General features: G+C 72.9%; 23 protein-coding genes. 5 read left to right on the forward strand and 18 right to left on the reverse strand.

The genetic code is table 11. From position 1 onward, the window contains the following. Positions 1 to 100: 100 nt before the first annotated feature. Positions 101 to 1384: an adenylosuccinate synthase gene (locus ACFWYM_RS35865; RefSeq protein WP_384846835.1), complete on the reverse strand. Its 1284-nt coding sequence runs from the start codon at positions 1382 to 1384 to the stop codon at positions 101 to 103. Positions 1385 to 1582: 198 nt separating this feature from the next. Here ACFWYM_RS35865 and ACFWYM_RS35870 point away from each other — a divergent pair, with 198 nt between their 5' ends. Then, positions 1583 to 2431, forward strand: a complete 849-nt coding sequence (locus ACFWYM_RS35870) for a diacylglycerol kinase (protein ID WP_384846837.1) — start codon at positions 1583 to 1585, stop codon at positions 2429 to 2431. Positions 2432 to 2470: 39 nt separating this feature from the next. Here the strand turns inward: ACFWYM_RS35870 and ACFWYM_RS35875 are convergent, their stop codons facing one another. After that, the gene (locus tag ACFWYM_RS35875; protein WP_384846839.1) at positions 2471 to 3025 is read right to left on the reverse strand and encodes a GbsR/MarR family transcriptional regulator; all 555 of its coding nucleotides are present in this window, start codon (positions 3023 to 3025) and stop codon (positions 2471 to 2473) included. A gap of 101 nt (positions 3026 to 3126) precedes the next feature. Between ACFWYM_RS35875 and ACFWYM_RS35880 the strand changes: the two genes are divergently transcribed. Together ACFWYM_RS35880 and ACFWYM_RS35885 are read left to right on the forward strand one after the other, a co-directional pair. Further along, on the forward strand, positions 3127 to 4092 hold the full coding sequence (locus ACFWYM_RS35880) for an ATP-binding cassette domain-containing protein (RefSeq protein WP_384846841.1): 966 nt from the start codon (positions 3127 to 3129) through the stop codon (positions 4090 to 4092). Next, a complete protein-coding gene (locus ACFWYM_RS35885) occupies positions 4089 to 5708 on the forward strand; it encodes an ABC transporter permease (RefSeq protein WP_384846843.1) in 1620 nt (539 codons plus the stop codon). Before ACFWYM_RS35880 ends, ACFWYM_RS35885 begins: the two co-directional genes overlap by 4 nt. Positions 5709 to 5887: 179 nt before the next feature. Here ACFWYM_RS35885 and ACFWYM_RS35890 read toward each other — a convergent pair whose 3' ends face one another. The 10 genes from ACFWYM_RS35890 to ACFWYM_RS35935 form a co-directional block, all read right to left on the reverse strand. Beyond that, a complete protein-coding gene (locus ACFWYM_RS35890; protein WP_384846845.1) occupies positions 5888 to 7102 on the reverse strand; it encodes a cytochrome P450 in 1215 nt (404 codons plus the stop codon). A 21-nt stretch (positions 7103 to 7123) separates the two neighbouring features. Continuing rightward, positions 7124 to 7795, reverse strand: coding sequence for a response regulator (locus ACFWYM_RS35895; protein WP_384846847.1), 672 nt, complete (start codon positions 7793 to 7795; stop codon positions 7124 to 7126). Next, positions 7792 to 9141: a histidine kinase gene (locus ACFWYM_RS35900; protein WP_384846849.1), complete on the reverse strand. Its 1350-nt coding sequence runs from the start codon at positions 9139 to 9141 to the stop codon at positions 7792 to 7794. Before ACFWYM_RS35900 ends, ACFWYM_RS35895 begins: the two co-directional genes overlap by 4 nt. A 109-nt stretch (positions 9142 to 9250) precedes the next feature. After that, positions 9251 to 9925 (reverse strand): response regulator, encoded by a 675-nt coding sequence (locus ACFWYM_RS35905; RefSeq protein WP_384846851.1) that lies wholly within the window; start codon positions 9923 to 9925, stop codon positions 9251 to 9253. After that, positions 9922 to 11172 (reverse strand): sensor histidine kinase, encoded by a 1251-nt coding sequence (locus tag ACFWYM_RS35910; RefSeq protein WP_384846853.1) that lies wholly within the window; start codon positions 11170 to 11172, stop codon positions 9922 to 9924. The genes ACFWYM_RS35905 and ACFWYM_RS35910 overlap by 4 nt, the downstream gene beginning before the upstream one ends. Positions 11173 to 11380: 208 nt before the next feature. Beyond that, positions 11381 to 12583, reverse strand: coding sequence for an acyltransferase (locus tag ACFWYM_RS35915; RefSeq protein ID WP_384846855.1), 1203 nt, complete (start codon positions 12581 to 12583; stop codon positions 11381 to 11383). Further along, positions 12576 to 13529, reverse strand: coding sequence for an alpha/beta hydrolase (locus tag ACFWYM_RS35920; RefSeq protein ID WP_384846857.1), 954 nt, complete (start codon positions 13527 to 13529; stop codon positions 12576 to 12578). Before ACFWYM_RS35920 ends, ACFWYM_RS35915 begins: the two co-directional genes overlap by 8 nt. Before the next feature lie 173 nt (positions 13530 to 13702). Beyond that, a complete protein-coding gene (locus ACFWYM_RS35925; protein WP_384846859.1) occupies positions 13703 to 14608 on the reverse strand; it encodes an alpha/beta hydrolase in 906 nt (301 codons plus the stop codon). 102 nt (positions 14609 to 14710) lie between these two features. After that, positions 14711 to 15928, reverse strand: a complete 1218-nt coding sequence (gene kynU / locus ACFWYM_RS35930; RefSeq protein WP_384846861.1) for a kynureninase — start codon at positions 15926 to 15928, stop codon at positions 14711 to 14713. A 211-nt stretch (positions 15929 to 16139) separates the two neighbouring features. Beyond that, positions 16140 to 16985, reverse strand: coding sequence for a tryptophan 2,3-dioxygenase family protein (locus tag ACFWYM_RS35935; protein ID WP_384846863.1), 846 nt, complete (start codon positions 16983 to 16985; stop codon positions 16140 to 16142). A 172-nt stretch (positions 16986 to 17157) separates the two neighbouring features. On the opposite strand from ACFWYM_RS35935, the gene ACFWYM_RS35940 reads away from it, so the two are divergent. Next, complete coding sequence (locus ACFWYM_RS35940) at positions 17158 to 18333, forward strand: 12-oxophytodienoate reductase (RefSeq protein ID WP_384846865.1); 1176 nt, start codon at positions 17158 to 17160, stop codon at positions 18331 to 18333. Positions 18334 to 18496: 163 nt separating this feature from the next. Here ACFWYM_RS35940 and ACFWYM_RS35945 read toward each other — a convergent pair whose 3' ends face one another. After that, complete coding sequence (locus ACFWYM_RS35945) at positions 18497 to 18910, reverse strand: DUF3151 domain-containing protein (RefSeq protein WP_384846867.1); 414 nt, start codon at positions 18908 to 18910, stop codon at positions 18497 to 18499. A 160-nt stretch (positions 18911 to 19070) separates the two neighbouring features. Here ACFWYM_RS35945 and ACFWYM_RS35950 point away from each other — a divergent pair, with 160 nt between their 5' ends. Further along, positions 19071 to 19814 carry a hypothetical protein gene (locus ACFWYM_RS35950; RefSeq protein ID WP_384846869.1) on the forward strand — a complete coding sequence of 248 codons (744 nt, stop codon included), beginning with the start codon at positions 19071 to 19073 and terminating at the stop codon, positions 19812 to 19814. 95 nt (positions 19815 to 19909) lie between these two features. Here ACFWYM_RS35950 and fbaA read toward each other — a convergent pair whose 3' ends face one another. From fbaA to ACFWYM_RS35975, 5 genes are all read right to left on the reverse strand, one after another. Continuing rightward, entirely contained in the window at positions 19910 to 20941 is a 1032-nt protein-coding gene (gene fbaA / locus ACFWYM_RS35955; protein WP_384846871.1) for a class II fructose-bisphosphate aldolase, read from the reverse strand. A gap of 150 nt (positions 20942 to 21091) precedes the next feature. After that, a complete protein-coding gene (gene pyrE / locus ACFWYM_RS35960) occupies positions 21092 to 21652 on the reverse strand; it encodes an orotate phosphoribosyltransferase (RefSeq protein ID WP_384846873.1) in 561 nt (186 codons plus the stop codon). Positions 21653 to 21684: 32 nt separating this feature from the next. Further along, positions 21685 to 22491: an aldose 1-epimerase gene (locus ACFWYM_RS35965; protein WP_384846874.1), complete on the reverse strand. Its 807-nt coding sequence runs from the start codon at positions 22489 to 22491 to the stop codon at positions 21685 to 21687. 209 nt (positions 22492 to 22700) lie between these two features. Beyond that, on the reverse strand, positions 22701 to 23552 hold the full coding sequence (locus ACFWYM_RS35970) for an SRPBCC domain-containing protein (RefSeq protein ID WP_384846876.1): 852 nt from the start codon (positions 23550 to 23552) through the stop codon (positions 22701 to 22703). 60 nt (positions 23553 to 23612) lie between these two features. Further along, positions 23613 to 25355 (reverse strand): spermidine synthase, encoded by a 1743-nt coding sequence (locus tag ACFWYM_RS35975; protein WP_384846878.1) that lies wholly within the window; start codon positions 25353 to 25355, stop codon positions 23613 to 23615. Position 25356: the final 1 nt, after the last annotated feature.

The following is a 25356-nucleotide window of genomic DNA, read 5'->3' on the forward strand; positions in this document are numbered from 1 at the left end:
GTATTGCCTCCGTGGGGGCGGCGCCGGGTAACACGGCTGGGGGCGCGCGCCCACATCGGTGTGCGCGCGAGCCCCCTTCAACGGGTGCGATGAGCCGTGTCTAGATGAACGAGTTGATCTCGATCGTCTCGTCCCGGCCCGGACCCACGCCGATCGCGGAGATCGGGGCGCCCGACATCTCCTCCAGGGCCTTCACGTACCCCTGCGCGTTCTTCGGCAGGTCCGCGAAGGTCTTGGCCTTCGTGATGTCCTCGGACCAGCCCGGCAGCGTCTCGTAGACGGGCTTCGCGTGGTGGAAGTCCGTCTGGTTGTACGGGAGTTCCTCGACGCGCTTGCCATCGATCTCGTACGCGACGCAGACCGGGATCTGCTCCCAGCCGGTCAGCACGTCCAGCTTGGTGAGGAAGAAGTCCGTGAGGCCGTTGACGCGCGTCGCGTAGCGCGCGATCGGGGCGTCGAACCAGCCGCAGCGCCGGTCACGGCCGGTCGTCACACCCCGCTCGCCGCCGATCGTGCGCAGCGCCTCACCGTCGGCGTCGAAGAGCTCGGTCGGGAACGGGCCCGCGCCCACACGCGTCGTGTACGCCTTGAGGATGCCGATGACGCGGCTGATCTTCGTCGGGCCCACGCCGGTGCCGGTGCAGGCGCCGCCGGCGGTCGGGTTGGACGAGGTGACGAAGGGGTACGTGCCGTGGTCCACGTCCAGGAGCGTGCCCTGGCCGCCTTCGAAGAGGACGACCTTGTCCTCGTCGAGGGCGTTGTTGAGGATCAGGGTCGTGTCGGCGACGTACTGCTTGATGTTCTCGCCGTGCTCGAGGAGCTGCTCGACGATCTGCTCCGCCTCGATGGCGCGGCGGTTGAAGACCTTGGTGAGGAGCTGGTTCTTCTGCTCCAGGGCCGCCTCGACCTTCTGCGTCAGGATCGACTCGTCGTAGAGGTCCTGCACGCGGATGCCGGTGCGGTTGATCTTGTCGGCGTAGGTGGGACCGATGCCACGGCCGGTGGTCCCGATCTTCCGCTTCCCGAGGAAGCGCTCGCCCACCTTGTCGACCGTGACGTTGTACGGCGTGATGATGTGCGCGTTGCCGCTGATCAGCAGCTTGGACGTGTCGACGCCGCGCTCGTTGAGTCCGCTCAGCTCGGAGAGCAGGACCGACGGGTCGACGACGACTCCGTTTCCGATGACAGGCACGCAGTCCGGGGAGAGGATCCCGGAAGGGAGGAGATGCAGCGCGTACTTCTGGTCGCCCACGACGACCGTGTGGCCGGCGTTGTTGCCGCCCTGGTAACGCACTACATAGTCCACGGAGCCACCGAGCAGGTCGGTGGCCTTTCCCTTGCCTTCGTCACCCCACTGAGCACCGAGCAGCACAAGTGCGGGCACAGGCGTACACCCCTTCCGGGCGGGGCATGTCCAAGGTCAGGGGCCGTCGCCCCCATATGGGTGTGTGGCGAGTACGGCCTGGGTGTGCCCTGGAAGCTGCCCCGGAATAGACGAAGCCCCTGGCGCAATAGCGCAAGGGGCTCTTGCACAAAGATGCTACCCGAGGACTCAAAGAACGACTAAAAGAAAGGGCGCACGTTGTCCGCTCGCGACCAGCTCCTTGTGGTCATCGACCCCGTCGCCCGGCGCACGGACGGAGAGTCGGTGCGGATCGCGCGCGACGTGCTCGGCGCCGGCGCGGCGGTGCGGGTCTGCCTGCCGGACGGCCCGGAGGAGTTCGTCAGGGCGCTGGAGAAGCGGGGCGGACGGCGCCCCGTCGTGGTGGGCGACGACCGGGCGCTGCTGCGCGCCGTCGGGGTGCTCCACCGCGAGCGGGAGCTCGCCGGGTGCGCCCTCGCGATGGTCCCCGTGGGCGGCACGGCCGCGCTCGGCCTCGCCCGCTCCCTCGGGGTGCCGCAGGGCGCGGTGGCGGCGGCCCGGGCGGTCCTCGAGGGCACGGAGCGGCGGCTCGACCTGCTCGTGGACGACCGGGACGGGGTGGTGCTCGGGGACCTGCGGATCCCGCCCGCCCCGGCCGCGGCCCCGGCCCCGGTCGGGCCCGGCGTCGCCGTCGAGGGGGCCGGGTGGCTGCGGACGTGCCAGTCGTTCGTACGGACGCTTGCGGCGCGGCCCTCGCGGGTGGCGGCGGGACCCGGCCCCGAGTCCCCGCGCCTGCGGGTCGAGGCCGACGGCGTGACGCTGGTGGATCTGGACGAGGCGGTCGAGGGGGTCCGGGTCAGCACGGCGCCGGAGGGAGGCTTCGCGCGGGTGGAGGTGCGGGCCTCTTCCGTGGGCGCCGAGGCAGCGCCTGTCCGGGTGCGGGCACGGACCATCACCGTTTCCGGGGCGGACTTCCGGTACCGGGCCGACGCGCTGGTCGGCGGGCCGGTCCGCACGCGTACGTGGACGGTGCGGCCCAGCGCGTGGGGGCTGACCCTGCCGCGTTAGGGGGCCCTGCGGCCCCCGCGCCCCTGGCAGGGCGCCGCCCTACTCCGGCTCGCCCAGATCCAGCGTCGCCCTGTGCTCGTGCCAGCGGTCCATCAACGAGCTCAGCTGCGACGCCATGAAGCTCATGAACTCCGCGGACTCGCGGGCCCGCAGACCCGCCGGGCTGTCGGGGCCCAGCGTCTCCGCGCCGTCGCGGAGGACCTTCTCCCAGCGGATGAGGATCTGGTCCCGCCGCGTGAACGTCTCGTACCAGAGGTCGTGGTCGAGCCGGTACCGGTCCCGGCGTGAGCCGGGCTCGCGCTCGCGGCGGACCATGCCCACCTGGGTGAGGTAGCGGATCGCGCCGGAGACCGCGGCCGGGCTGATCTGCAGCCGCTCGCTGATCTCCGCCGAGCTCAGGGCGCCGCTGTCGGAGGCGATGAGGGCCGCGAAGACCCGCGCGGCCATCCGCTGCATGCCCGCCTCGGTCAGCTCCCCCGCGAACCGCTCGACGAAGCGGGAGACCGCCGCCTCGTCCCGCACGAGCTCCTCGTCCCGCACGAGCTCCTCGTCCCGCACGGCCACCTCGTCCGTCGCGCTCTCTTCGCTGGTCATCGCCCCATCGTCTCCCCTCGGCACCCCACGTGAGCTCCCGCCCCGACTTTATACTCTTTCTTAACTTCACAAATTTGTGAAAGTAGCGTACGTTCAAAACCATGACGAAGGCAATCACCGTCTCCGGACTGCACAAGTCGTTCGGCAAGACACACGCGCTGGACGGCCTCGACCTCGACGTCGAGACCGGTGAGGTGCACGGCTTCCTCGGGCCCAACGGCGCCGGGAAGTCCACCACCATCCGCGTCCTGCTCGGCCTGCTGCGCGCCGACTCCGGCGCCGCCCAGGTGCTCGGCGGCGACCCGTGGCACGACGCCGTCGAGCTGCACCGCCGCATCGCGTACGTGCCGGGCGACGTCACGCTGTGGCGGAACCTCTCCGGGGGCGAAGTCATCGATCTGTACGGCAGGTTGAGGGGTGGGCGGCTCGACCCCGCGCGCCGCGCCGATCTCATCGAGCGGTTCGAGCTGGACCCCACCAAGAAGGGGCGGACCTACTCGAAGGGCAACCGGCAGAAGGTCGCCCTCGTCGCCGCCTTCGCCTCGGACGTGGACCTGCTGATCCTGGACGAGCCCACCTCGGGGCTCGACCCGCTCATGGAGGAGGTCTTCCAGAGCTGCGTCGCCGAGGAGCGCGAGCGCGGGCGGACCATCCTGCTCTCCTCGCACATCCTGAGCGAGGTCGAGACGCTCTGCGACCGGGTCAGCATCATCCGCAAGGGAGTCACCGTCGAGACCGGCTCGCTCGCCGACCTGCGCCATCTCACCCGCACCAGCGTCAGCGCCGAACTCGCGGGTGCCCCGGGCGGGTTGGGCACGCTGCCCGGCGTGCACGACCTCGATGTGCAGGGGCACCGGGTGCGCCTCCAGGTCGACACCGACAAGCTCGACGCCGTCCTGCGCTCCCTCACCGAGTCGGGCGTGCGGTCCCTGACCAGCACCCCGCCCACCCTGGAGGAGCTCTTCCTGCGCCACTACCAGGACGACGCGCCCGTACGGGCCACGGCCTCGCCCTCGCCCTCATCCCCGTCCTCGTCCCCGTCCTCGGAAGAGGCGGTGTCGCGATGACTGCCGCCGTGACCACCGCGCCCCGCACCGCGCGCGGGCCAGGGCGGTCCTCCCAACTCGCGGGTACCGGCGCCCTGTTGCGGCTCGCGCTGCGCCGGGACCGGGTCCTGCTCCCGGTGTGGGTCGGCCTCATCACGATGATGGTGCTCACCCGCCCCAAGGCCCTGGAAGGCATCTACGGCACCGCCGCCGAGCGCGCCGACTTCGCCCGGGACATCACCACCAACAGCTCGCTGCGCGCCCTGTACGGACCGGTGTTCAGCGATTCGCTCGGGGGCCTGACGGCCACTCAGATCGGGTCGTTCGTGGCGCTGTTCGCCGCCATCATGAGCCTGCTCGTCGTCATCCGGCACACCCGGGACGAGGAGGAGAGCGGGCGCCAGGAGCTGGTGGCGTCCGCGATGGTCGGGCGGCGGGCGCCGCTGACGGCCGCGCTGCTCACCGCGCTCGTCGCCAATGGCGTCCTCGCGCTCCTCGTCACCGCGGGCCTCGCGGGCCAAGGGGCGGGCGGCGCCCTCGCGTTCGGGCTCGCCGTCGGCGGCGTCGGCATGGTCTTCGCGACCATGGCCGCGATCGTCGCCCAGCTCACCGAGAGCGCACGGCTCGCGCGCGGTCTGACCGCCGCGGTGCTCGGCGCGGCCTTCGTGCTGCGCGCCGCCGGCGACTCCGCCGAGACCGACGGTTCCTCACCGCTGACCTGGCTGTCGCCGATCGGCTGGACGGAGAACGTACGGCCCTTCGCCGCCGAACGCTGGTGGGTGCTCCTCCTGTTCGCCGCCGCCGTGCTCGCGCAGGGCGCCGTCGCCTACGTCCTCGCCGGGCGCCGCGACATCGGCATGAGCTTCCTGCCCACCCGGCCGGGCCCCGCACAGGGGAAGCTCGCCACGGCGGGCGCCCTCGCCTGGCGGCTGCAGCGCGGCAGCGTCCTCGGCTGGAGCCTCGGCTTCTTCGTCTCCGGCGTGGCCTTCGGCGGCGTCACGGACGGCGTGGCCGACCTGGTCGGGGACAACGAGAAGACCCGCGACCTCATCGAGCGGATGGGCGGCCAGTCCGGCGTCACGGACTCGTTCCTCGCCACGATGGTCGGCATGCTCGGCATGGTCGCCGCGCTCTACGTCGTCCAGGCGGTGCTGCGGCTGCACGGCGAGGAGACCTCGCAGCGCGCCGAACCGGTCCTCGCGAACGCGGTCGGCCGGCTGCGCTGGGCCTCCGGTCACCTGGTCATCGCCTTCGGCGGCGCCGTCCTGATCATGCTCCTCGGCGGCCTCGGCCTCGCCATCGGCTACGGCCAGGAGCTCGGCCCGATCCTGGGCGCCTGCCTCGTGCAGCTCCCCGCGATCTGGCTGATCGGCGGGCTCGCGGTCCTGCTCCAGGGCCTCTCGCCGCAGGCCGCGGCGGCCGCGTGGGGCGTGGCGGGCGCGGCGCTCGTGATCGGCTGGATCGGCCCCACGCTGAAGCTGCCGCAGGCGGTGATGGACCTGTCCCCCTTCGGCCACCTCCCCAAGCTCCCGGGTGGGGAGCTGACGTGGACGCCGCTGTTCGCCTTGACCGCGATCGCGGCGGCTCTTGTCGCTGGCGGGCTCGTGGGGCTGCGGCGCCGGGACATGACCACCTGACGTACGAGGGCGCCCTACTAAGGGGCGCGGGGAACTGCGCGAGCAACCAGAGACGACCCGCAGAGGTCGACGGCGCGGAACCCGGCAGACGCGTCTGCCGACAGCGGCACGTCGGCGGCCGCGCCCTGCTGGGGGCTGGTCGCGCAGTTCCCCGCGCCCCTAGGTCTCGGCTGGGCGCCCTACACCTCCACGAGCAGGCTCTCCAGGCCCCGGATCACGAAGTTGGGCTTGCGGACCGGGTCCGCGGCCGGCCGCAGGCCCGGGGCCTGGCGCAGCAACTGCCGCAGGGAAGCGGCCAGTTCGAGCCGCGCCAGCGGGGCGCCGATGCAGTAGTGGATGCCCGCGCTGAAGGAGATGTGCGGGTTCTGGTTCTGGGGGCGGGACAGGTCCAGGGCGTCCGGGTCGGCGAAGACCGCCTCGTCGCGGTTGGCGGAGCCGAAGAGGAGGGCCACCTCCGCGCCCCGGGGCAGCACCGTTCCGTCGATCTCGATGTCGTCGAGGACCCAGCGCTCGAAGAGCTGGAGCGGGGTGTCGTACCGCATCAGCTCCTCCACGGCAGTGGCCGGCAGCCCCTCGGGGTCGGCCCGCAGCGCGGCCAGCTGCTCCGGGTTCCGGAACAGCGCCCACCAGCCGTTCGCGGTCGCGTTGACCGTCGCCTCGTGGCCCGCGTTCAGGAGCAGCACACAGGTGGAGATCATCTCCTGCTCGCTGAGCCGCTCGCCGTCCTCGTACGCGGCGATGAGCCCGGAGATGAGATCGTCCCCCGGTTCCTTGCGCCGCGCGGCGATCAACTCCCTCAAGTACGCCGTGAATTCGACGGACGCCGCGACCGCGCGCCGCGCCGTCTCCTCGGACGGATTCAGCTCGTACATCCCGCAGATCGCCGCCGACCAGGGCCGCAGCAGCCCCCGGTCCGCCTCCGGGACGCCCAGCATCTCGGCGATCACCGCGACCGGCAGCGGCTCGGCGACGGCCCCCACGAGGTCGCCCCCGCCCTCCGCCACGAGCCCCCGCACCAGCGTCGCCGCGAGCTCCTCCACGTACGGCCGCAGCCGCTCCACCGTGCGCGGCGTGAACGCCTTCGAGACGAGCCGGCGGATACGGGGGTGGTCCGGGGGTTCGAGGTCGAGCATCCCGTGGTCGTTGAGCACGTGGAACGGCTCGTGCCCAGACGGCGGCGGGGTGCGGCCGAACTCCTCGTGGGTGAAGCGGTGTTGATAGGTCCGCCCCAGGCGCCGGTCCCGCAGCAGGGCGGACACGTCGGCGTGGTGCGGCACGAGCCACTGCCCGCTCGGCTCGTAGTAGTGCACCCGGCCGCGGGCGCGCAGCTCGGCGTAGGCGGGGTAGGGGTCGGCGAGGAACGCGGGGGAAGCGGGGGCGAAGAGGGCGTCCATGGCGGGACGGTAACCCGCGCTCTAACCCGGCGTCACCAGCCGGGCCTCGTACGCGAACACCGCCGCCTGCGTGCGGTCCCGCAGGCCCAGCTTCACCAGGATCCGGCTGACATGGGTCTTGATCGTGGACTCGGCGACGACGAGGCGCTCCGCGATCTCCGCGTTCGACAGGCCCTGCGCGATGAGCACGAGCACCTCCGTCTCGCGCTCCGTGAGCTCCCCGTACGCCTCCTGGCTCGCGGCCACCGAGAGCCTCGGCGTCTCCGCCAGCTTCGAGAACTCCGTGATCAGGCGGCGGGTCACGGACGGGGCGAGGAGCGCCTCGCCGGAGGCCACCACCCGTACGCCGTCGGCGAGTTGGCGGGCCGAGGCGTCCTTGAGGAGGAAGCCGGAGGCACCGGCCCGCAGCGCCTGGTACACGTACTCGTCCAGGTCGAAGGTGGTCAGGACGAGCACCTTCGCGTGGTCGTCCGCCGTGGCGACGATCTCGCGGGTCGCCTCGATGCCGTTCAGCTCGGGCATGCGGATGTCCATCAGGACGACGTCGGGGGCGAGTTCACGGACCCGCTCGACGGCCTCGCGGCCGTTGACGGCCTCGCCCACGACCTCGATGTCGGGCATGGCGTTGAGCAGTACGGAGAAGCCTTCACGCACCATCATCTGGTCGTCGGCGATGAGGACGCGGATGGTCATGCGGTGCCCTCCGTGCGGTCGTTCTCCTCGGCGCGTGCGGCCACCGGCAGAAACACCGTCACCTCGTAACCGCCGTCCTCCGTCTGCCGCGTCGTCATCTCGCCGTCCAGCATCGTGACGCGCTCCCGCATGCCGGTGAGGCCGTGACCCGCCCCGGGTGACGGTTTGACGAGGCCGGTCGGCGGGCCGTTGACGATGCGCAGGCCGAGGCCGCCGAGGACGTAGCCGACCTCGACGCGGGCGGTCGCGCCCGGTGCGTGCCGCAGGGCGTTGCTGAGCGCCTCCTGCACGATGCGGTACGCCGACAGCTCGACGCCCTGCGGGAGTTCGCGGACCGCGCCGGTCACCGCCTTCTCGACGGTGAGGCCCGTCTCGCGGACGTTGGCCAGGAGCCGGTCGAGGTCGGCGAGGGTGGGCTGCGGGGCGTCCGGCGCCTCGTAGTCCTCCGCCCGTACGACGCCGAGGACGCGGCGCAGCTCGGTCAGTGCGGCCACCGCGTTCTCGCGGATCGTCACGAACGCCTGCTCCAGCTCGGGCGGCGGGTTCTCCACCCGGTAGGGCGCCGCCTCCGCCTGGATGGCGACGACCGACATGTGGTGCGCCACCACGTCGTGCAGCTCGCGGGCGATGGTGGTGCGCTCCTCGAGGAGGGTGCGTTTGTCGCGCTCGACGGCGCTGACGGTTCGCTCGCGCACCACTTCGTGGCGGGCCTTCCAGTTGATCTGGATCGACACCACGAAGGCGACGGCGATGGCGGCGAGGAACAGCATGGGGGCGGTGTCCGAGTCCCAGCCGCCGTACGCGGCGTCCGCGAAGAAGGAGTAGCACGCCGTGAGCGCGTACATCCACGCCGCGGTCCGGGGCCGGGTCCGCGCCGCGACCACCATCAGCACGGCGATGTGCCCGAAGAGGCTCGACACCGGCCAGGGGCGCTCGCTGCCATAGCTCGCCATGACCCCGAGGGGGGCGGCCGCGAGGGAGAGCCACCAGGCGAGGGTGGGGCGGAGCAGGGTGAGAGCGACGGCGACGGCCGGTATGAGGGCCGCGAGCAGCCAGCCGAGCTGGTTGGTGCCGTATCCGGGGTCCGTTCCCATCACGCCGATGGCCAGCGTGATGGCGGCCGCCGCGAGGACCACGCCGTGCGGGAAGTACCCGAGGTGCCTGCGCATCCCCTTCGGGAGGCGCTGCGCGAGCAGGCCCTCGTACGTCCCCTTCGGCAGCGGGCGGTAGGCGAAGACGTCCCGGAAGAGGTCGTCGCGGAGACCGCGCAGGGCGTTCTTGGCGAGGTTGTACTCGGGGCTCCGCCCGCCCGGGGTACGCGGCTTGGAACTGGTCGTCTCGGTCACGTCTACGAAGGTACGGCGGCGCGGGTGCGGGTCGCGTCCCCTTGGAGGCTGGTCCTTCGGGGTCCGACCTGAGTACTACGCGGAACCCGCGCGGGCCCGCGGCACCCCCTCAGTACCCCGAAGGCCGCACCAGCCCCGACTCGTACGCGAACACCGCCGCCTGCGTGCGGTCCCGCAGCCCGAGCTTCACCAGGATCCGCCCCACATGCGTCTTCACCGTCTGCTCGGCGACGACGAGACGGCTCGCTATCTCCGCGTTCGACAGGCCCTGGGCGATCAGGGCGAGGACCTCCGTCTCGCGCTCGGTGAGCTCGCCGACGCGGGACTTCAGCGGGGACCTCGGGGTGCCGTCCAGGCGGGCGAACTCCGCGATCAGGCGGCGGGTGATGCCGGGCGCGAGCAGCGCGTCCCCGGCCGCCACCACCCGGACCGCCTCGGCGAGCTGGTCGGACGAGGCGTCCTTGAGGAGGAAGCCGGAGGCACCGGCCCGCAGCGCCTCGTACACGTACTCGTCCAGGTCGAAGGTGGTCAGGACCAGGACCTTGATGCCGGGTGTCTTCTCCGTGATGCGGCGGGTGGCCTCGATGCCGCTGAGCTCGGGCATGCGGATGTCCATCAGGACGACGTCCGGGGCGAGCTCGGCGACCCGCGCGACCGCGTCCAGGCCGTCGACCGCCTGGCCGACCACCTCGATGTCCGGCTGGGTGTTGAGCAGGACCGAGAAGCCCTGCCGGACCATCTGCTGGTCGTCGGCGATCAGGACCCTGATCGGCGGGGGTGTCATCGCTGGGGGCCTCCGTCTGTGGGCAGGAACGCGGCCACCTCGTAGCCGCCGTCGGGTGTGGGGCCCGTGGCGAGGTCGCCGCCGAGCATGGTGGTGCGCTCGCGCATGCCGAGCAGTCCGTGGCCCGCGCCCGGCGAGGGCCCGGCCGGGGCGGTCGTGGCCGTGTTGGTGACGCGGACGCGCAGGCCCGCGCGCGCGTGGGCGAGCTCGACGCGGACCGTGGAGCCGGGGGCGTGCCGGATGGCGTTGCTCAGCGCCTCCTGCACGATGCGGTACGCCGAGAGGTCCACGCCCGGGGGCAGCGGGAGCGCCTCCCCGGAGGTCTCGCAGCTGACCGTGAGGCCCGCCGCGCGCGCGTTCTCCACCAGTGCGTCGAGGCGGGCGAGGGTGGGGAGCGGGGCCTGGGGGGCGGCTTCGGGGGCGCCGGGGTCGTCGGGGTCGTCAGGGTTCTCGGAGCGCAGGACGCCGAGGACGCGGCGGAGTTCCGTGAGCGCCTCCAGGGCGTTCTGCCGGATGCCTGCCAGGTTCTCCTTCAGCTCCTCGGGCGGGTCCTTCACCAGGTGCGGGGCGACCTGCGCCTGGATGGAGATCACCGACATGTGGTGCGCGACCACGTCGTGCAGCTCGCGCGCGATGCGGCTGCGCTCCTCCAGGAGTGTGCGGCGCTCCCGCTCGTGCGCGGTCAGCTCCTTCTCCTCGACGAGCTGCGTCCGCGCCACGCGGCGGCCGCGCGCCGAGACGCCGATGACGGTGACGAAGGCGAAGACGATGGCCGAGACGGTGGACGTCGGGTCGTACGCGGCCGCCCCGTCGAGCCGCTGCAGCACCGGCCCCACCAGGCAGCTGAGCACGGCGGCCCCGACGGCCGCCCCGGTCGGCACCCGCAGCGCGAGCAGCAGCAGCACCATGGCGTGCAGGGTCATGCCGGGCGGCGCCCATGGCCAGGGCTCGCCTCCCATGCTCACGGACGTGGACAGATGCGGGGCGGCCAGCTGCGCGGACGCCACGTTCGCCGCCAGGGAGAGCCAGAACGCGGGCACCGGGCGGCGCATCGCGCACAGCAGCGCCACCCCTTCGAGGACCGCGGCCACGATGCCGAAGACACCGAGGTCGTAGCGCTGGCTCAGCTGGTCCAGATTGCCGAGCACCGACGAGAGGGCGAGCAGCGCGATCACGACGTGCGGCACCCAGCGCAGCCAGCTCAGCCAGCGGGGGCGGCGGGGCCGCGACAGCGGGGGCAGTGCCATGGGCGTCATCGTCCACAGGTCGTCCCGCAGCCCCCGCCCGACCGCCCGCACGAGACCGCCGAGCCGCGAGGGCGGTGAGGGCGGTGAGGACTGGGAGGGGTGTGAGAGCTGGGGAGGCTGAGAAGGGTGGGAAGGGTGCGCGGGCCGGGTGGGCCCGTCGGGCCCATCGCCACCACGCCTCACCGCACCGTCGTCCACATCACGAACCCTAGGCACGGCCGGCCCTCCGCGCCCCCGCGGTCCCGGACCGCGGCCGGTGCACCCGCACCACCCGGCTCCCGCCCCGGCTGCGGCGCCGGCCGCCCTGCTCGTATGTGCGGAACGCGGCCCAGCACACCGCGAGGCCGAGCGCGAAGACCGGCAGCCAGGCGAGGCGGGCCAGGATCCAGCCGGGGCCGTCGGGGGCCGTGTGCAGGCCGGGCAGGGGGGCGCCCGCGAGCAGGCCGAGGGCGGTGACGGCCATCATCGCCGTCTGGTGCCACAGGAAGATCGTCATCGCGGAGAGGTTGACCAGGGCCACCGCGGCCCAGGCGGCGGGCCTGCGCAGACCGCGCCGCAGCGGCTCCCGCAGGAGCAGGGCGAGGCCGCACTGGGCGAGGCCGAAGGCGACGGCGGCGAGCGTCGGCGGGTTCAGGTTCGAGATGGCGGCGCCCGGGACACCCACCATCGACGCGGGGTAGCCGCCCCACGCGACCAGGCCCGCCGCGGCCGCCGCCCCGCCGAGGAGCAGCACCCAGCCGGAGCGCCGGGTCAGCTCGCCCCGGGTCCAGGCCGCGCCCAGGGTGTACGGGACGAGCCAGCCCGCCGCCACATTGATCCAGCCGAGCCAGGCGGGGCCGCCGAGCCCGAACCGTATGAGGTCCACGTGCAGAACGACGGCCAGCGGCCACAGCGGGTTGAGCCGGGCCACCAGCGGGGTCGCCGCCGTCAGGCCCGCGAAGACCAGCAGGAACCAGAGCGGGGAGAGCGCGAGCGTCACGAACGTGTGCACCGTGGCCGCGCCCGCCCCGGACAGGAGCAGGCCCGCCGTGACCGCCGACCAGAGCGCGAGGACCGCGGCGACCGGCTTGAACAGCCGGGTGAGCCGGGCCCCGAGCCACTGCCCGTACGACTGCCCGCGCGCCCGCGCCGACGCGTACGACTTCGTCGCCACGTGCCCGCCCACCAGGAAGAACACCGCGAGCGTCTGGAAGACCCAGGAGATCGGGGCCAGCCACGGCAGGTGCTGGAGGGGGCTCGCGCCGTGCAGCGCGCCGCCGTCCGCCACGAGGGCCGTGACGAGCCAGTGCCCGAGGACGACGCCGAGGATGGCGAAGGCCCGCAGCGCGTCCACGGCGCGGTCCCGGTCCGGGGGCGTCGCGGCGTCGACCTTGTGCACCAACTGCCGTACGGGCGCGAGCAGTTCACGCATGACTGACTCCCTTCACGTCCCCGAGGACGATGCGCGCCATGTTGGTGAGCGCCACGGAACCGGGCTTCAAGTAGTCGCTGTGGCCGCCGCTCCCGGCCGCGAAGACGCGGGCGCCGTAGGAGCGGGAGACCGGGTCGGTGCCGAAGCCGACCGTCGTACCGAAGAAGTCGGCACTCGTGTGCGGGACGTCGGCGATCCAGTCGTCCGCGCCGCGGCCCGCCCACACCCGCGCGCGGGTGTTCAGCTCCGAGGCCCGGTCCACGCCCGTGCCGGGGCTGCCGTAGAAGGCGATGTCCGCGACGTCCAGGCCGGTCGGGCCGGAGGCGGCTGCGCCGCACACCACCGTCCCGTACGAGTGGCAGAGCAGGGACACGCGCGCGTGGGCGTTGATCCGGTGCAGGTCGGTGACGAAGGAGCGGAGCGCGGGCGCGGCGTCCTGGGCCCGGCCCTGGGTGAGGACCTCGGGGCTGATGGTGCCCGGCGTCCGGTAGCCGAGCCAGGAGACGACGGCGGCGCGCGGGCCGAGCTCGTCGTGGAGGGCGAGAGCGCCCGCGCGGAAGCGGTCGTACGTGTCGATCGATGTGTCCGAGCCGGGCACCAGGACGGCCACGCGGTCCGCGCGGGCCAGCTCGCCGAGGACCTCGACGGCCTGGCCCGCGCCGCGCCCGTCGAAGCTGAGGAAGTGCCGGTCGGGCGTAGCCATGGCGCGCAGCGCGGCGGCGCGGTCCTGCGCCCCGTACCGCTCGGCCATGGTGGCGGCCTCGGCGGCGTTCGCCCGGTGCGCCGCGTATGTCGTGTGCAGCGTCGTCGCGGTGACCGGCGCGAGGTGCGCCGGGGCGGGGGCCGGGACCTGCGGGCGGGCCGCGGCCGACAGCGGCACCACGACGGCACCCGCGACACACACGGCGAGCAGAGTGCGGCGCAGCCGCCCGACCCGGAGCCTCATCGGTCACTTCCTTCCCGTCCACGCTTTCGCGTCTCTGGTAAGGAAGTTAGGGATCACACGCCGTCGTCCACATCACGCCGGGGTATGCACCTGCCGCGTAGCTCTCAGGTATTACGGGTATCCCCAGGGCCACTGGGAAGCCCCGCCCACGGGCTGCCCGACACGGCCTGGAACTAGAACGCGAGCTGCGCGATCTCCTCCGCGACCACCGCGCACGCGTCCGCCGCCGGGTCGATCAGCGGGAAGTGCCCCACGTCCTCCAGGAGCGTGAGGCCCACCACCTCGCCCGCCTTGGCGGCCGCGTCGGCGTACGCCTCGGCGACGGCCTGCGGCACCACGATGTCGGTGCGGCCCTGCACCACGGTGGTGGCGATGCCCGTCGGGAGGAGCGCGGCCGGATCCGAGTACGGCAGCCGCTCCTCGAACTTCCCCTCGCCGCCGAGGAGTTGGGTCTCCGCCCCGGAACAGACGCCGAGCTCGCGCGCCCGCCCGAAGTCCGCGATCGGGGCGAGCGCGACGACGCCGCGCAGCGGGGCGGGCCGGTCGGTGCGCCAGGCGGCGGGCGCGTCATCGGGCAGCACGTGCCGCGCGGCCGCCCACAGCGCGAGCTGCCCGCCCGCCGAGTGCCCGGTCACGACGGTGCGGCGCGGGTCGGCGGCGGGCAGGAACTCCCGTACGAGGGCGGGCAGCGCGTCGAACGCGGCGGCGACGTCGTCGAAGGTCTCCGGCCAGCGCCCGGCGACGGGCCCCGTGCCGCCCTGCGCGGGCAGCGAACTGCCGCGCCGGTACTCGACGTTGGCCACCGCGAAGCCGCGCCGGGCCAGGAAGTCCGCGAACGGCGTCACGTGCCGCCGGTCGTACGGGGCCCGCCAGGCACCGCCGTGCAGGACCACCACCAGCGGCGCGACGGCGGCGTTGTCGCGGGGCGCGTAGAAGTCCACGACCTGGTCGGGGTGGTCGCCGTAGGCGGCGGTGGCGTCGGGCTCCACCTCCGGATGCGAGAAGGCGGCCTCGGCCTCGGCGGCGTCGCGGGCCACGGCGGCGGCGTCGGCTGCGGCACCGGCTGCGTCTTCCTGCATGCTCAACCTCTCAGCGGATCACGTGCGTTCGGCGGGCCTCCCCGTGACCGGGCCGCCCGGCGTGGGACGGCCCGGTCACGGAGCAAGATCCGCCGGACGCTATCAGGCCCCGGCCAGCGTGTGCGCGAGCACCCGGGCCGCCCGTTCGGCCTCCGCGAAGGAGACGTACAGCGGGGTGAAGCCGAACCGGAGCACGTCCGGTTCGCGGAAGTCACCGACCACGCCCTGCGCGATGAGCCGCCGCATCACCTCGCCGGCGTCCGCGCAGCGCAGCGCGACCTGGCTGCCGCGCTCGGTATGCGCGGCCGGCGTCACCGGCTCCACCCGCCCCTTCGGTACGTACGCCTCGACGCACTCCAGGAAGAAGTCCGTCAGGGCGAGGGACTTGGCCCGCACCGCCTCGACCGACACCCCGTCCCAGACGCCGAGCGCCGCCTCCAGGGCGAGCATGGAGAGGATGTCGGGGGTGCCGACCCGGCCGCGCACCGCGCCCTCGGCGGGCGTGAACTCGGGCCGCATGCCGAAGGGTTGGGCGTGTCCGTTCCACCCGGGCAGCGGCGAGTCGAAGCGCGCCTGGTGCTCCTTGCGCACGTAGAGGTACGCGGGCGAACCCGGGCCCCCGTTCAGGTACTTGTAGGTGCAGCCGACCGCGAGGTCCACGCCGTGCGCGTCGAGCCCGACCGGCAGGGCGCCCGCCGTGTGGCACAGGTCCCACACCATGAGGGCGCCCGCCGCGTGCCCGGCCGCGGTGAGGCCGGGCAGGTCGTGCAGGCGGCCGGTGCGGTAGTCGGCGTGGTTGAGGAGGACGGCGGCGGTGCGGGGGCCCAGGACGGACGGGGTGTCCGCCGGGGCGACCGGGATGAGGCGGCAGCCGGTCATGCGGGCCGCGGACTCGGCGATGTACCCGTCCGTGGGGAAGGTCGTGGCGTCAACGACGATCTCGTCGCGCCCCTCGTCCGGGTGGGCGTCGTCCGTTCCGCCCCGCGCGATGCGGACCGCCGCGACCAGCGCCTTGAAGACGTTCACGCTGGTGGAGTCGCCGACGACGATCTGGTCCTCGGCGGCGCCGACGAGGGGGGCGATGCGGTTGCCGATCCGCTCGGGGGCGGTCCACCAGCCGCTTTCTTCCCAGGAGCGGATGCGGAGGGTGCCCCACTCGTGGGTGACTACTTCCGCTACGCGGGCTTGAACTGCCTTGGGGAGGGCGCCCAGGGAGTTCCCGTCCAGGTAGATGGTGTCGTCGAGGACGAACTCCTCGCGCTTCGCGCCGAGTTCGTCTGCGGCATCCAGCTTCGCCGCTCGCGCGGCCAGCGTTGCCACTTGCGCTGGGACGTCATCCGCAGCGCCGTGGGCGGTTTTGCCCACCCGTTCCGCCGTGCGGAACGCCTGCCCAAAACCGGAAGGCTCGGACGACGCCTGGCCAGAACCGGGGGCCTCGGACGACACCTGCCCACGACCGGGTTCCTGTCCAAGACCGGAAGGCTCGGACGTCGCCTGTCCAGAACCGGAGGGGCTCGCCGTCTCGTCGGGCTCAGACATGTGACCTCGCACTCCACAGTTCCGGGAAGACGTTCTTCCTGGCTCGCTTCTCCAGCCAGGCGACGCCCGCCGAGCCGCCCGTGCCCGTCTTGGAGCCCATCGCGCGGCGCGTGGCCACCAGGTGGTCGTTGCGCCAGCGCCAGACCTGCTCGGCGACGTCGGTCAACGCCTCGCCCAGGCGGGCCAGTTCGTCGCTCTCGTCACCCGAGTAGAGGGCCGTCCAGACCGCCTCGACGTCGGGCGAGGGCTCGTAGCGCAGGGCCACGTCCCGCTCCAGGACGGTGGCGGGGACGGCGTGGCCACGCCGGGCCAGGAGCCGGAGCACCTCGTCGTACAGGCTCGGCTCCTGGAGGGCCTTCTCCAGCTCGTCGTGGACGCGCGGGGCGCCCCGGTGCGGCACCAGCATGGACGCGGACTTCTCGCCGAGCAGGAACTCCATGCGCCGGTACATCGCCGACTGGAAGCCGGACCCCTCCCCGAGCGCGCTGCGGTACGAGTTGAACTGGGCCGGGGTCAGCTGACCCAGCGGCCGCCAGGACGCGTTCAGTGCGTCCAGTTCCCGGACCGACCTCTTCAGGGCCGCGATCGCGACCGGCACGTCGTCCTCGCGCAGGGCCCGCGAAGCGGTCTCCCACTCGTGCACGATCACGGTGAACCACAACTCCATGACCTGGGTCGTCACCAGGAAGACCATCTCTCCGGGGTCGTCGGAGAGGGGGTGCTGGAGGTGGGTGAGCACGTCGGCCTGGACGTAGTCCTCGTAGGGCGTCGTGCCGGCGAAGTCGAGATGCGGGGTTTCTGGCGCCTCCGGATAGGAGGTCTCCGCCTCGTGGGACATCGCTGTCTCCTTGAACGAACTCCGGGTAGCGGTCCGCCCCTGCCGTAGCGACACGGGGGCCCCGGTCCCCACCGCACATCATCCGTGGGTGATCTCCGCCAGGGCAAGGCGGAACGATTCCGCCCGCTCCGTTGTTACGGCCTCTGAATGTTTCATGTCGGAAAGGAATTCCATGACCGCCGGAGCAGACACCACCGCCACGGGAGCGGCCACCCCCGCCACGGGAGCCGACCCCACGGAGCAGTCACGGGCCGCCCGCGTCCTCGACCGCCCCTTCTCCCTCGGCGGCCTCGCCCTGCGCAACCGCATCGCGATGGCCCCCATGACCCGCCAGTTCTCGCCGAACGGCATACCCGGCGAGGACGTGGCCGCGTACTACGCGCGCCGGGCGGCGGGCGGCACCGGGCTGCTCATCACCGAGGGGACCTACGTCGACCACGCCTCGGCGGGCACCGAGGACGATGTGCCGCGCTTCTACGGGGACGAGGCCCTGGCCGGCTGGCGTGCCGTGGCCGACGCGGTGCACGCGGCGGGCGGCGCGATCATGCCGCAGCTGTGGCACGTGGGTGTCACCCGCAACCCGGGCAGCGGCCCCGTCCCGGCCGCTCCCCCGGCGGGCCCCTCCGGGATCGACCTGGACGGCAGCCCCAAGGGTGAGGCGATGTCGGGGGCGGACCTCGACGCGGTGATCGCCGCGTTCGCACAGGGCGCCGCGGCGGCCGAGCGGATCGGCTTCGACGGCGTCGAACTGCACGGCGCGCACGGGTACTTGATCGACCAGTTCCTCTGGGACCGCACCAACCGGCGTACGGACGGCTACGGCGGCGACCTCGCGTCCCGCGTCCGCTTCGCGGCGGAGCTCGTGGCGGCGGTGCGCGCGGCGGTCTCCGCCGACTTCCCCGTCCAGTTCCGGCTCTCGCAGTGGAAGGCGAACGCCTTCGACGCGAAGCTCGCGGACACCCCGGCCGAGCTGGACGCCCTCCTTGCCCCGCTGGCGGCCGCGGGCGTCGACTCCTTCCACGCCTCCACGCGCCGCTACTGGCTGCCCGAGTTCGACGGCGAGGACCTCAACCTCGCGGGCTGGGTCAAGAAGCTCACCGGCAAGGCCACGGTGTCCGTCGGCTCGGTCGGCCTCGACAAGGAGTTCGTGGGCCCGCAGGGCTGGGCCAAGGACACCGCGTCCACCGGCATCGACCTCCTCCTGGACCGCATGGAGCGCGACGAGTTCGACATGATCGCGGTGGGCCGCTCCCTGATCGCGGACCCGGAGTGGGCGGACAAGGCGGTCACGGACCGCCTGGGCGAGGCGACCCCGTACGACGTGGGCATGCTCAGGAAGCTGGCCTGAGGGTTCATCGCCCGCCCGGCGATCGAGGGCGAGGCCGTTCAGGCCGATGAGACGAGGCCGTTCAGGCCGATGAGAGGGCCGGGGGCGAAGCCCCCGAGAAGGGCGAGCGGGCCCACGGGGCGCCACACCCCGTGGGCCCGCTCGCCCTCCGTTCGACGGGGCGTCAGCCCAACGTGTCAGCGGCCGTCGCGGACGAGTCCCGCAGGAAGCCCGCGCAGCGCTCGTACTCGTCCTGCTCCCCGATCGACTGCGCGGCCCGCGCGAGCGCATGCAGGGCGCGCAGGAAGCCGCGGTTGGGCTCGTGCTCCCACGGCACCGGGCCGTGGCCCTTCCAGCCCGCGCGGCGCAGCGCGTCCAGGCCGCGGTGGTAGCCGGTGCGCGCGTACGCGTACGACTCGACGACGCGGCCCGCCTCGAACGCCTCGTCCGCGAGCCGGGCCCAGGCGAGCGAGGACTTCGGGTACTTGGCGGCGACGTCGGCGGGCGCCGCCCCGCCCGCGAGCAGCTCGCGCGGCTCCGGGTCGTCGGGCAGATGGGTCGGGGGCGGTCCCCCGAGCAGGTTCTCGTGAATGGCCATGTGAACAAGTCTGCGCCATTGTCCGAGATCGGTAACGATCGCGTGCGCCCTGGCCGGAATCGCTCGATCCTGCCGCACACTGCTGCGGCCGGTTCCTTGACCGCGTACCGGCAAAAAGCAACCACCCTCACCACTCACGCCACACCTACGGGGGAACCCCATGCGCACGAAGACCCGCAAGAACTGGAAGCTCGGCCTGCTGGCCGCCACCGCCGCCCTGACCCTGGCCACCACGGCCTGTGAGCCCTCCGGCGGCGACGACAGCGACAGCGGCTCCAAGCCGTCCCCGACCGTGTCCGAGTCCGCGAAGAAGCCGTCCGGCAACTCCGGCGGCAGCACCGGCAACTCCGGCGGCAGCACGGGCGACACCGGCGGCAGCACGGGCGACACCGGCGGCAAGGACGAGAGCGCCAACTCCGGTGGCAGCGACGGAGGTTCGGGCGGCAGCGGCGACGACAACTGGGACCTCGCGGACCGCCAGAAGCTGCCGTCCTACAACCTCTGCGACGCCCCGAAGCAGGACCAGTACGGGGTTGTCGAGTCCATCGACATGAGCGGCGAGGGCGTCAACCCGGATCTCGGCGTCGTCCTCGGCTACTACGAGTGCGGCGGCGAGGGCCCCGTCTTCACGCCGTCCAGCGCGACCGGCGCCGCGACAAACCTGCTCGTCGAGCCGAACCACTTCAAGGTGGTCGTGGGCGGCACGCTCGCCGAGGAGCTGGGCTCCAAGACGCCGGACGCCCAGAAGTTCTTCGCCAAGCTGGAGGAGATGGAGAAGAGCGGCGAGCTCCGCGGCGACAAGGCCCCCGAGTTCTACATCGCGCACGACGGGGACCCCGCGGACAGCGTGCCGGGCGGCGAAAGCCAGGTCATCTACCTGCACCAGATCATCGACGGCGAGTAGACCCCGCGGGCAACCCCACGGGCAGCCCTCCTGGAACGACACGCGAAGGGCCCGGCTTCCCCAGGAAGCCGGGCCCGACTCACGTACGGAAAGAGCTACTTGAGCTTCGTGCCCGTGGAGCGCAGGTTCGCGCACGCCTCGGTGACGCGCTTGGCCATGCCCGCCTCGGCGGCCTTGCCCCAGGTGCGCGGGTCGTAGGTCTTCTTGGAGCCGACCTCGCCGTCGACCTTCAGGACGCCGTCGTAGTTCTTGAACATGTGGTCCGCGACGGGACGCGTGAAGGCGTACTGGGTGTCGGTGTCGAGGTTCATCTTCACGACGCCGTTCTCCAGCGCGGTGGCGATCTCCTGCTCGGTGGAGCCGGAGCCGCCGTGGAAGACGAAGTCGAACGGCTGCGACCCGGCGGGCTTGCCGTACTTGGCGCCGACGCCCTCCTGGAGGTCCTTGAGGAGCTCGGGGCGCAGGACGACGTTGCCCGGCTTGTAGACGCCGTGGACGTTGCCGAAGGACGCGGCCAGCAGGTAGCGGCCCTTCTCGCCCAGGCCCAGGGCCTCGGCGGTGCGCAGCGCGTCGTCGACGGTCGTGTACAGCTCGTCGTTGATCTCGTGCGTGACGCCGTCCTCCTCGCCGCCGGTCGGGGTGATCTCGACCTCGAGGATGATCTTCGCGGCGGCGGCCTTCGCGAGCAGCTCCTGGCCGATGGCCAGGTTGTCGGCGAGGGTCTCGGCGGAGCCGTCCCACATGTGGGACTGGAACAGCGGGTTGCGGCCGGCCTGGACGCGCTCGGCGGAGATGTCGAGCAGCGGGCGGACGTAGCCGTCCAGCTTGTCCTTGGGGCAGTGGTCGGTGTGCAGCGCGACGGTGATGTCGTACTTCGCGGCGACGACGTGCGCGAACTCGGCGAGCGCGACCGCGCCCGTGACCATGTCCTTGTTGTACTGGCCGCCCAGGAACTCCGCACCACCGGTGGAGATCTGGATGATGCCGTCGCTCTCGGCCTCCGCGAAGCCGCGCAGGGCAGCGTGCAGGGTCTGGGTCGAGGTCACGTTGATGGCCGGGTAGGCGAACTTGCCTGCCTTCGCCCGGTCGAGCATCTCGGCGTAGACCTCGGGAGTTGCGATGGGCATGTGTCCGCTCCTTGTGATGTGCGGGTGGGTGCTGGGCCCTGACCTACGGGGGCGACGTCATCGTCGCCCCCATCTTTCCAGACTTGCCGGATTGCTCCAGCCGGGGAGAGACCGGAATCCCAGGGCCGTAGGTCCCCGGTTCCCCGTGGGTCAGCTGAGGCCGAGCTCGTCCTTCGAGTACGCGAAGAGGTACGGGACACCCGTCTCGTTCTTGATCTTCTCGCCCGCACCGGTGGCCCGGTCCACGATGGTGGCGACCGCGACCACCTCGGCGCCCGCCTCGCGGGCCGCCTCGACGGCGGTCAGCGGCGAGCCCCCGGTGGTGGTGGTGTCCTCGACGATCAGGACCCGCCGCCCCTTGATGTCGGGCCCCTCCACCCGCCGCTGCATGCCGTGCGCCTTGGCGGCCTTGCGGACGACGAAGGCGTCGAGCGGCACGGAGCGGGTCCCGCGCGCGTGGGAGGCGTGCAGCATCGCGTCCGCGATCGGGTCGGCGCCGAGGGTGAGCCCGCCCACGGCGTCGTACTCCAGGGCGGCGGTCAGGTCCAGCATGATCTCGCCGACCAGCGGGGCGGCGGTGCCGTCGAGGGTGATGCGGCGGAGGTCCACGTAGTAGTCCGCCTCGATGCCCGAGGAGAGGGTCACCTTGCCGTGCACGACGGCCTTGTCCTTGATCTGCTGCAGCAGGGCGCCGCGTACGTCGTCAGTCATGCCTACGAGCTTAGAGCGAGCTCAGAGCGCGTTCAGCCCTGCCCGAGCCGCCGCCAGGTCCATGTGGTCGCCGCCTCCAGGGGCTCCAGCGGGGTGACGAGGCGGGGCGCGGTGTTGAGCCCGTTGGGCGGCCCGGTCTGCGGCTCCACGCAGACGGCGGCGTCCTGCTCGTCGTAGACGACGACCCACTCCTCGCGGCTCTTCACGTTGACCTCCAGCTGTCCGGGCCAGGTCAGCGTCACGTCGACGCCGCCGTCGGGCATCCCGAAGCAGTCGTCCCAGGGACCGGGCCGCGGCTCGATCCGCTTCCCGGTGGGCAGGTGGTCGTCCCCGCGCTCCTCCTGCCAGGCCGGAGCGAAGTCCAGGGTCACGGGTTCCCGGTCCGCCCCGAGGCTCCGGTTGAACCACGGGTGCCAGCCCGCCTGCGCCGGGAACGAGTCCCCGTACGTCTCGACGGCCAGCTTGAGCGTGAGCGCGTCCTCGGTGAGCTCGACGACCTGGGTGACCCGGCCCGGGTACGGCCAGGGGTCGGTGAGGTCGTACGTGAAGGCGGCCTCGGTCGGGGTGGCCTTCGCGGTGGTCCACTCGGCGTCGCGGGCGAAGCCGTGGATGGCGTGGGGCGGGGAGTTGAGGGGCATCTGGTGGACGGTGGCGCCGTCCAGGAAACGGCCGTCCCTGATGCGGCCGCACCACGGGACCATGGGGAAGCAGCCGTAGCGGGGGCCTTGGCGGAGGAGTTCGACGCCGTCGAGCTGCAGGCTGCCGATGCGGCAGCCGTTGCCGGGCTGGACGGTGACTTGGGCTGCGCCTGCGGTGAGGGTCACGTCGGTGGTGGTCATGGAGCTGAGTTTTCCCCAACCCCGCCCCTCCCCGAAATCCCGCTCCCGCGGGCCTGGGGCGGCCTTCCTGCCCGGGGAGCACCATCAGCCCGTCCGGCGTTTGAGGACGAGCCGCGTCAGCGGCGACAGGGGTGCCCCAGGGCGACGGAGTCGCGGATTCGGGAAGGGGCGGGGCCGGGGAAAAGGGGCGGGGCCGGGGAAAAGGAAACTCACCGCCGGCGCCGCAGCACCCGCCCCACCACGATCGCCGAAGCCACCACCACCGCAGCCGCGGGCGCGGCCCACCGCAAGGTGGCCGTGGCCGACGTCGTCTCCGGCGCCGGAGCGGGCGCGTACCGCCCCCGGGGCGGCGCGTGGTCGACCTCCTCCGCACTGCGCCCGATCATCGTCCGCCGCGCATGCGCAGCCTCCGCGGGCGGCACGACCACGGACTCGTCCGCGTCCTCGTCCATGTCCTCGTCCACGCCCACGTCCGCGCCCTCGTCCACGAGGGGGTCGAGAGAGGGCGGCGGCACCTCCGTGTCGAAGATGGAGATGACGTCACCGAGGTCGCCGGAATCGGGGGCAGCGTCAGGATCAGGCTCGGCCTCGACGGCGTCCACAACCGGCTCCTCCCCCCGGGACGCCACCACCCCCAGCCCCTCCCCGAACCGCTCAAGCAGCCTCCGCCCGGCCCCCTCCACAGCCTGTGGAGAACTCTCGGCGACCCGCCCGCCCCCGGACGCCGTCACCGCGAAGGCGAGCGTCGTGCCGCCGTCCGCCGGAACCAGCTTCACGGTCAGCGCGACCTTCACCGCCCCGCTGCCCCGCACTTCCGTGCCCTCGGCCTCGAGCTCGTACGCATCGGCGTCGGCGTCCCCGTCCCGGCGCGCGATGCGCACGGACCCCTTGTACGTGATCGCGTGCCCCCCGACCCGCACCTTCAGCCGCCCCGACAAGGGCGGCGAGTACGCGTCGGCGTCGCGCTGGAGCCCCGGGACCGCGCCCGCGACCCGCTCGGGGTCGTCGAGGACCTTCCGCAGCGCCTCCGCCGGTACCGGAACGAACACCTCATGGTCCATGACAATCGAGCCTACTCACGCCCCCACCGCCCTGTACGCACCTGTACGCAATTCACCGACTCAATTCGCATAGCGCGGATGCACCAGCGTCGACGGCGCAAGCCCCCGCACCCGCGCCCGCTCCGCGGCCCGCGCACTCCCCCGGTACCCGGCCCGCACCACCGGCCGGTCGCGCGCGGCCAGCACGAAGCCCCAGTCCCTCGGCTGGGCCCGGGCCGAGGAGCCGTCCGCCGTGCGGTCCGGGCCCGCGGCGAAGCCGGAGACACGGCCGCCCACCCGGTACGGCGCCGTGCGCAGGCCCGCCGCGTGCAGCGTCGTCTCGACCGTCCAGAAGACGCGGGGGCGGCAGTCGAAGGGGCCCGCGTGCACGGCGAGGCGGCCGCGGGGCGCGAGGACGCGGGCCGCGAGGCCGAAGAACTCCTGCGAGTAGAGCTTCGTGGACGCGGTGATGCCGGGGTCGGGGAGGTCGGAGAGCACCACGTCGTACGTGGCGCGGTGCGGCACCATCCGCAGCCAGCGGAACGCGTCGGCGTTCGTCACGCGCACCCGCCGGTCGCGGTACGCGTGCTCGTTCAGCGCGCTGAGCGCCGGGTCGTGGCGGGCCAGGTCGACGACGCCCGGGTCGAGTTCGACCACGTCGACGCGGCGCACCCCGGGGACGCGGAGCACCTCGCGGACGGCCAGCCCGTCGCCGCCGCCGAGGATGAGCACGCGCGCGTGCGGGCCCTGCATCGCGGGGCGGACCAGCGCCTGGTGGTAGCGCCGCTCGTCCCGGCCGCTGACCCGCAGCCGCCCGTCGAGGAAGAGGTCGAAGTCACGGGCGAAGTCAGGGGTGTCGGAGGAGCGGGCGGAGCCGGAGGAATGCGCGGAGGCGGACGGCTTCCCGGAGCCGCGCGCGCCACCTGAGCCACCCGCACCGCCCCCGCCACCACGTGAGCCACCTCCGCTGCCCGCTCCACCTGAGCCACCTGAGCCACTCGCATCACCGCCCCGCGGCGCACCCCCCGTCAGCACCACCTCCTGCACATCCGTCTGCACCGCCACCCGCACCCCCTCCCCGTACACCGCGTGCCGCGCCGCCCGCTCGAAGTCGCCGACGAGGGCGGCGGCGGAGGCGAGCATGCCGAGCACCGTCACGTTCGCCACCAGGAGCACCCAGCGGCCGCGCATGCTCAAGTCCCGGCGGAACAGGCCGAGTACGAGGGCGCCGCCCGCTACGGCGTTGACGGCTCCGGTGAGCAGTGCGCCCGTGAGCTGGCCGAAGAGGGGGAGCAGGAGGAAGGGAAAGGCCAGGCCGCCGACCAGCGCTCCCACGTAGTCCGCGGCGAAGAGGTCGGCGACCGCGCCGCTCGCGTCCTGGCGCCGGATGCGCTGGATCAGCACCATGAGCAGGGGGACTTCGGCGCCGATGAGCACGCCGATGGCGAGCGAGAACGCGACGAGGAGGTAGCGCGAGCCGCCCGCCCAGACGCCGCCGCGGTCGCCGGTCCACGCGAACGCCGCGTACAGCGCCATCGCGCTGCAGCCGCCGACGAGCGCGAGCGCCGCCTCGATGAGCCCGAAGCCGACGGCGGCCCGGCACCGCATGCGCTTGGCGAGGAGCGCGCCGATGCCCATCGCGAAGACCATCACGGACAGCACGACGGACGCCTGGGTGACGGAGTCGCCGATCAAGTACGAGGCGAGGGCGACGAGTTCGAGTTCGTACACGAGGCCGCAGGCAGCGCAGATGAAGACGCCCACGAGGACGAGGAGACGGCCCGTCCGGGGCGTGACGGGCAGGCGCGCTGGCGGCTCGATCACG

Origin of the sequence: Streptomyces sp. NPDC059009 (assembly GCF_042740175.1) — a bacterium.
In the GTDB taxonomy this organism is placed as follows: Bacteria; Actinomycetota; Actinomycetes; order Streptomycetales; family Streptomycetaceae; genus Streptomyces.

Coding starts and splice junctions, on each gene's coding strand:
- ACFWYM_RS35875 (WP_384846839.1), bottom strand. CDS start 3,025: ATGACCAGCGAAGAGAGCGCGACGGACGAGGTGGCCGTGCGGGACGAG.
- ACFWYM_RS35880 (WP_384846841.1), top strand. CDS start 3,127: ATGACGAAGGCAATCACCGTCTCCGGACTGCACAAGTCGTTCGGCAAG.
- ACFWYM_RS35885 (WP_384846843.1), top strand. CDS start 4,089: ATGACTGCCGCCGTGACCACCGCGCCCCGCACCGCGCGCGGGCCAGGG.
- ACFWYM_RS35890 (WP_384846845.1), bottom strand. CDS start 7,102: ATGGACGCCCTCTTCGCCCCCGCTTCCCCCGCGTTCCTCGCCGACCCC.
- ACFWYM_RS35895 (WP_384846847.1), bottom strand. CDS start 7,795: ATGACCATCCGCGTCCTCATCGCCGACGACCAGATGATGGTGCGTGAA.
- ACFWYM_RS35905 (WP_384846851.1), bottom strand. CDS start 9,925: ATGACACCCCCGCCGATCAGGGTCCTGATCGCCGACGACCAGCAGATG.
- ACFWYM_RS35910 (WP_384846853.1), bottom strand. CDS start 11,172: ATGGCACTGCCCCCGCTGTCGCGGCCCCGCCGCCCCCGCTGGCTGAGC.
- ACFWYM_RS35915 (WP_384846855.1), bottom strand. CDS start 12,583: ATGCGTGAACTGCTCGCGCCCGTACGGCAGTTGGTGCACAAGGTCGAC.
- ACFWYM_RS35920 (WP_384846857.1), bottom strand. CDS start 13,529: ATGAGGCTCCGGGTCGGGCGGCTGCGCCGCACTCTGCTCGCCGTGTGT.
- ACFWYM_RS35925 (WP_384846859.1), bottom strand. CDS start 14,608: ATGCAGGAAGACGCAGCCGGTGCCGCAGCCGACGCCGCCGCCGTGGCC.
- ACFWYM_RS35935 (WP_384846863.1), bottom strand. CDS start 16,985: ATGTCCCACGAGGCGGAGACCTCCTATCCGGAGGCGCCAGAAACCCCG.
- ACFWYM_RS35940 (WP_384846865.1), top strand. CDS start 17,158: ATGACCGCCGGAGCAGACACCACCGCCACGGGAGCGGCCACCCCCGCC.
- ACFWYM_RS35945 (WP_384846867.1), bottom strand. CDS start 18,910: ATGGCCATTCACGAGAACCTGCTCGGGGGACCGCCCCCGACCCATCTG.
- ACFWYM_RS35950 (WP_384846869.1), top strand. CDS start 19,071: ATGCGCACGAAGACCCGCAAGAACTGGAAGCTCGGCCTGCTGGCCGCC.
- fbaA (WP_384846871.1), bottom strand. CDS start 20,941: ATGCCCATCGCAACTCCCGAGGTCTACGCCGAGATGCTCGACCGGGCG.
- pyrE (WP_384846873.1), bottom strand. CDS start 21,652: ATGACTGACGACGTACGCGGCGCCCTGCTGCAGCAGATCAAGGACAAG.
- ACFWYM_RS35965 (WP_384846874.1), bottom strand. CDS start 22,491: ATGACCACCACCGACGTGACCCTCACCGCAGGCGCAGCCCAAGTCACC.
- ACFWYM_RS35970 (WP_384846876.1), bottom strand. CDS start 23,552: ATGGACCATGAGGTGTTCGTTCCGGTACCGGCGGAGGCGCTGCGGAAG.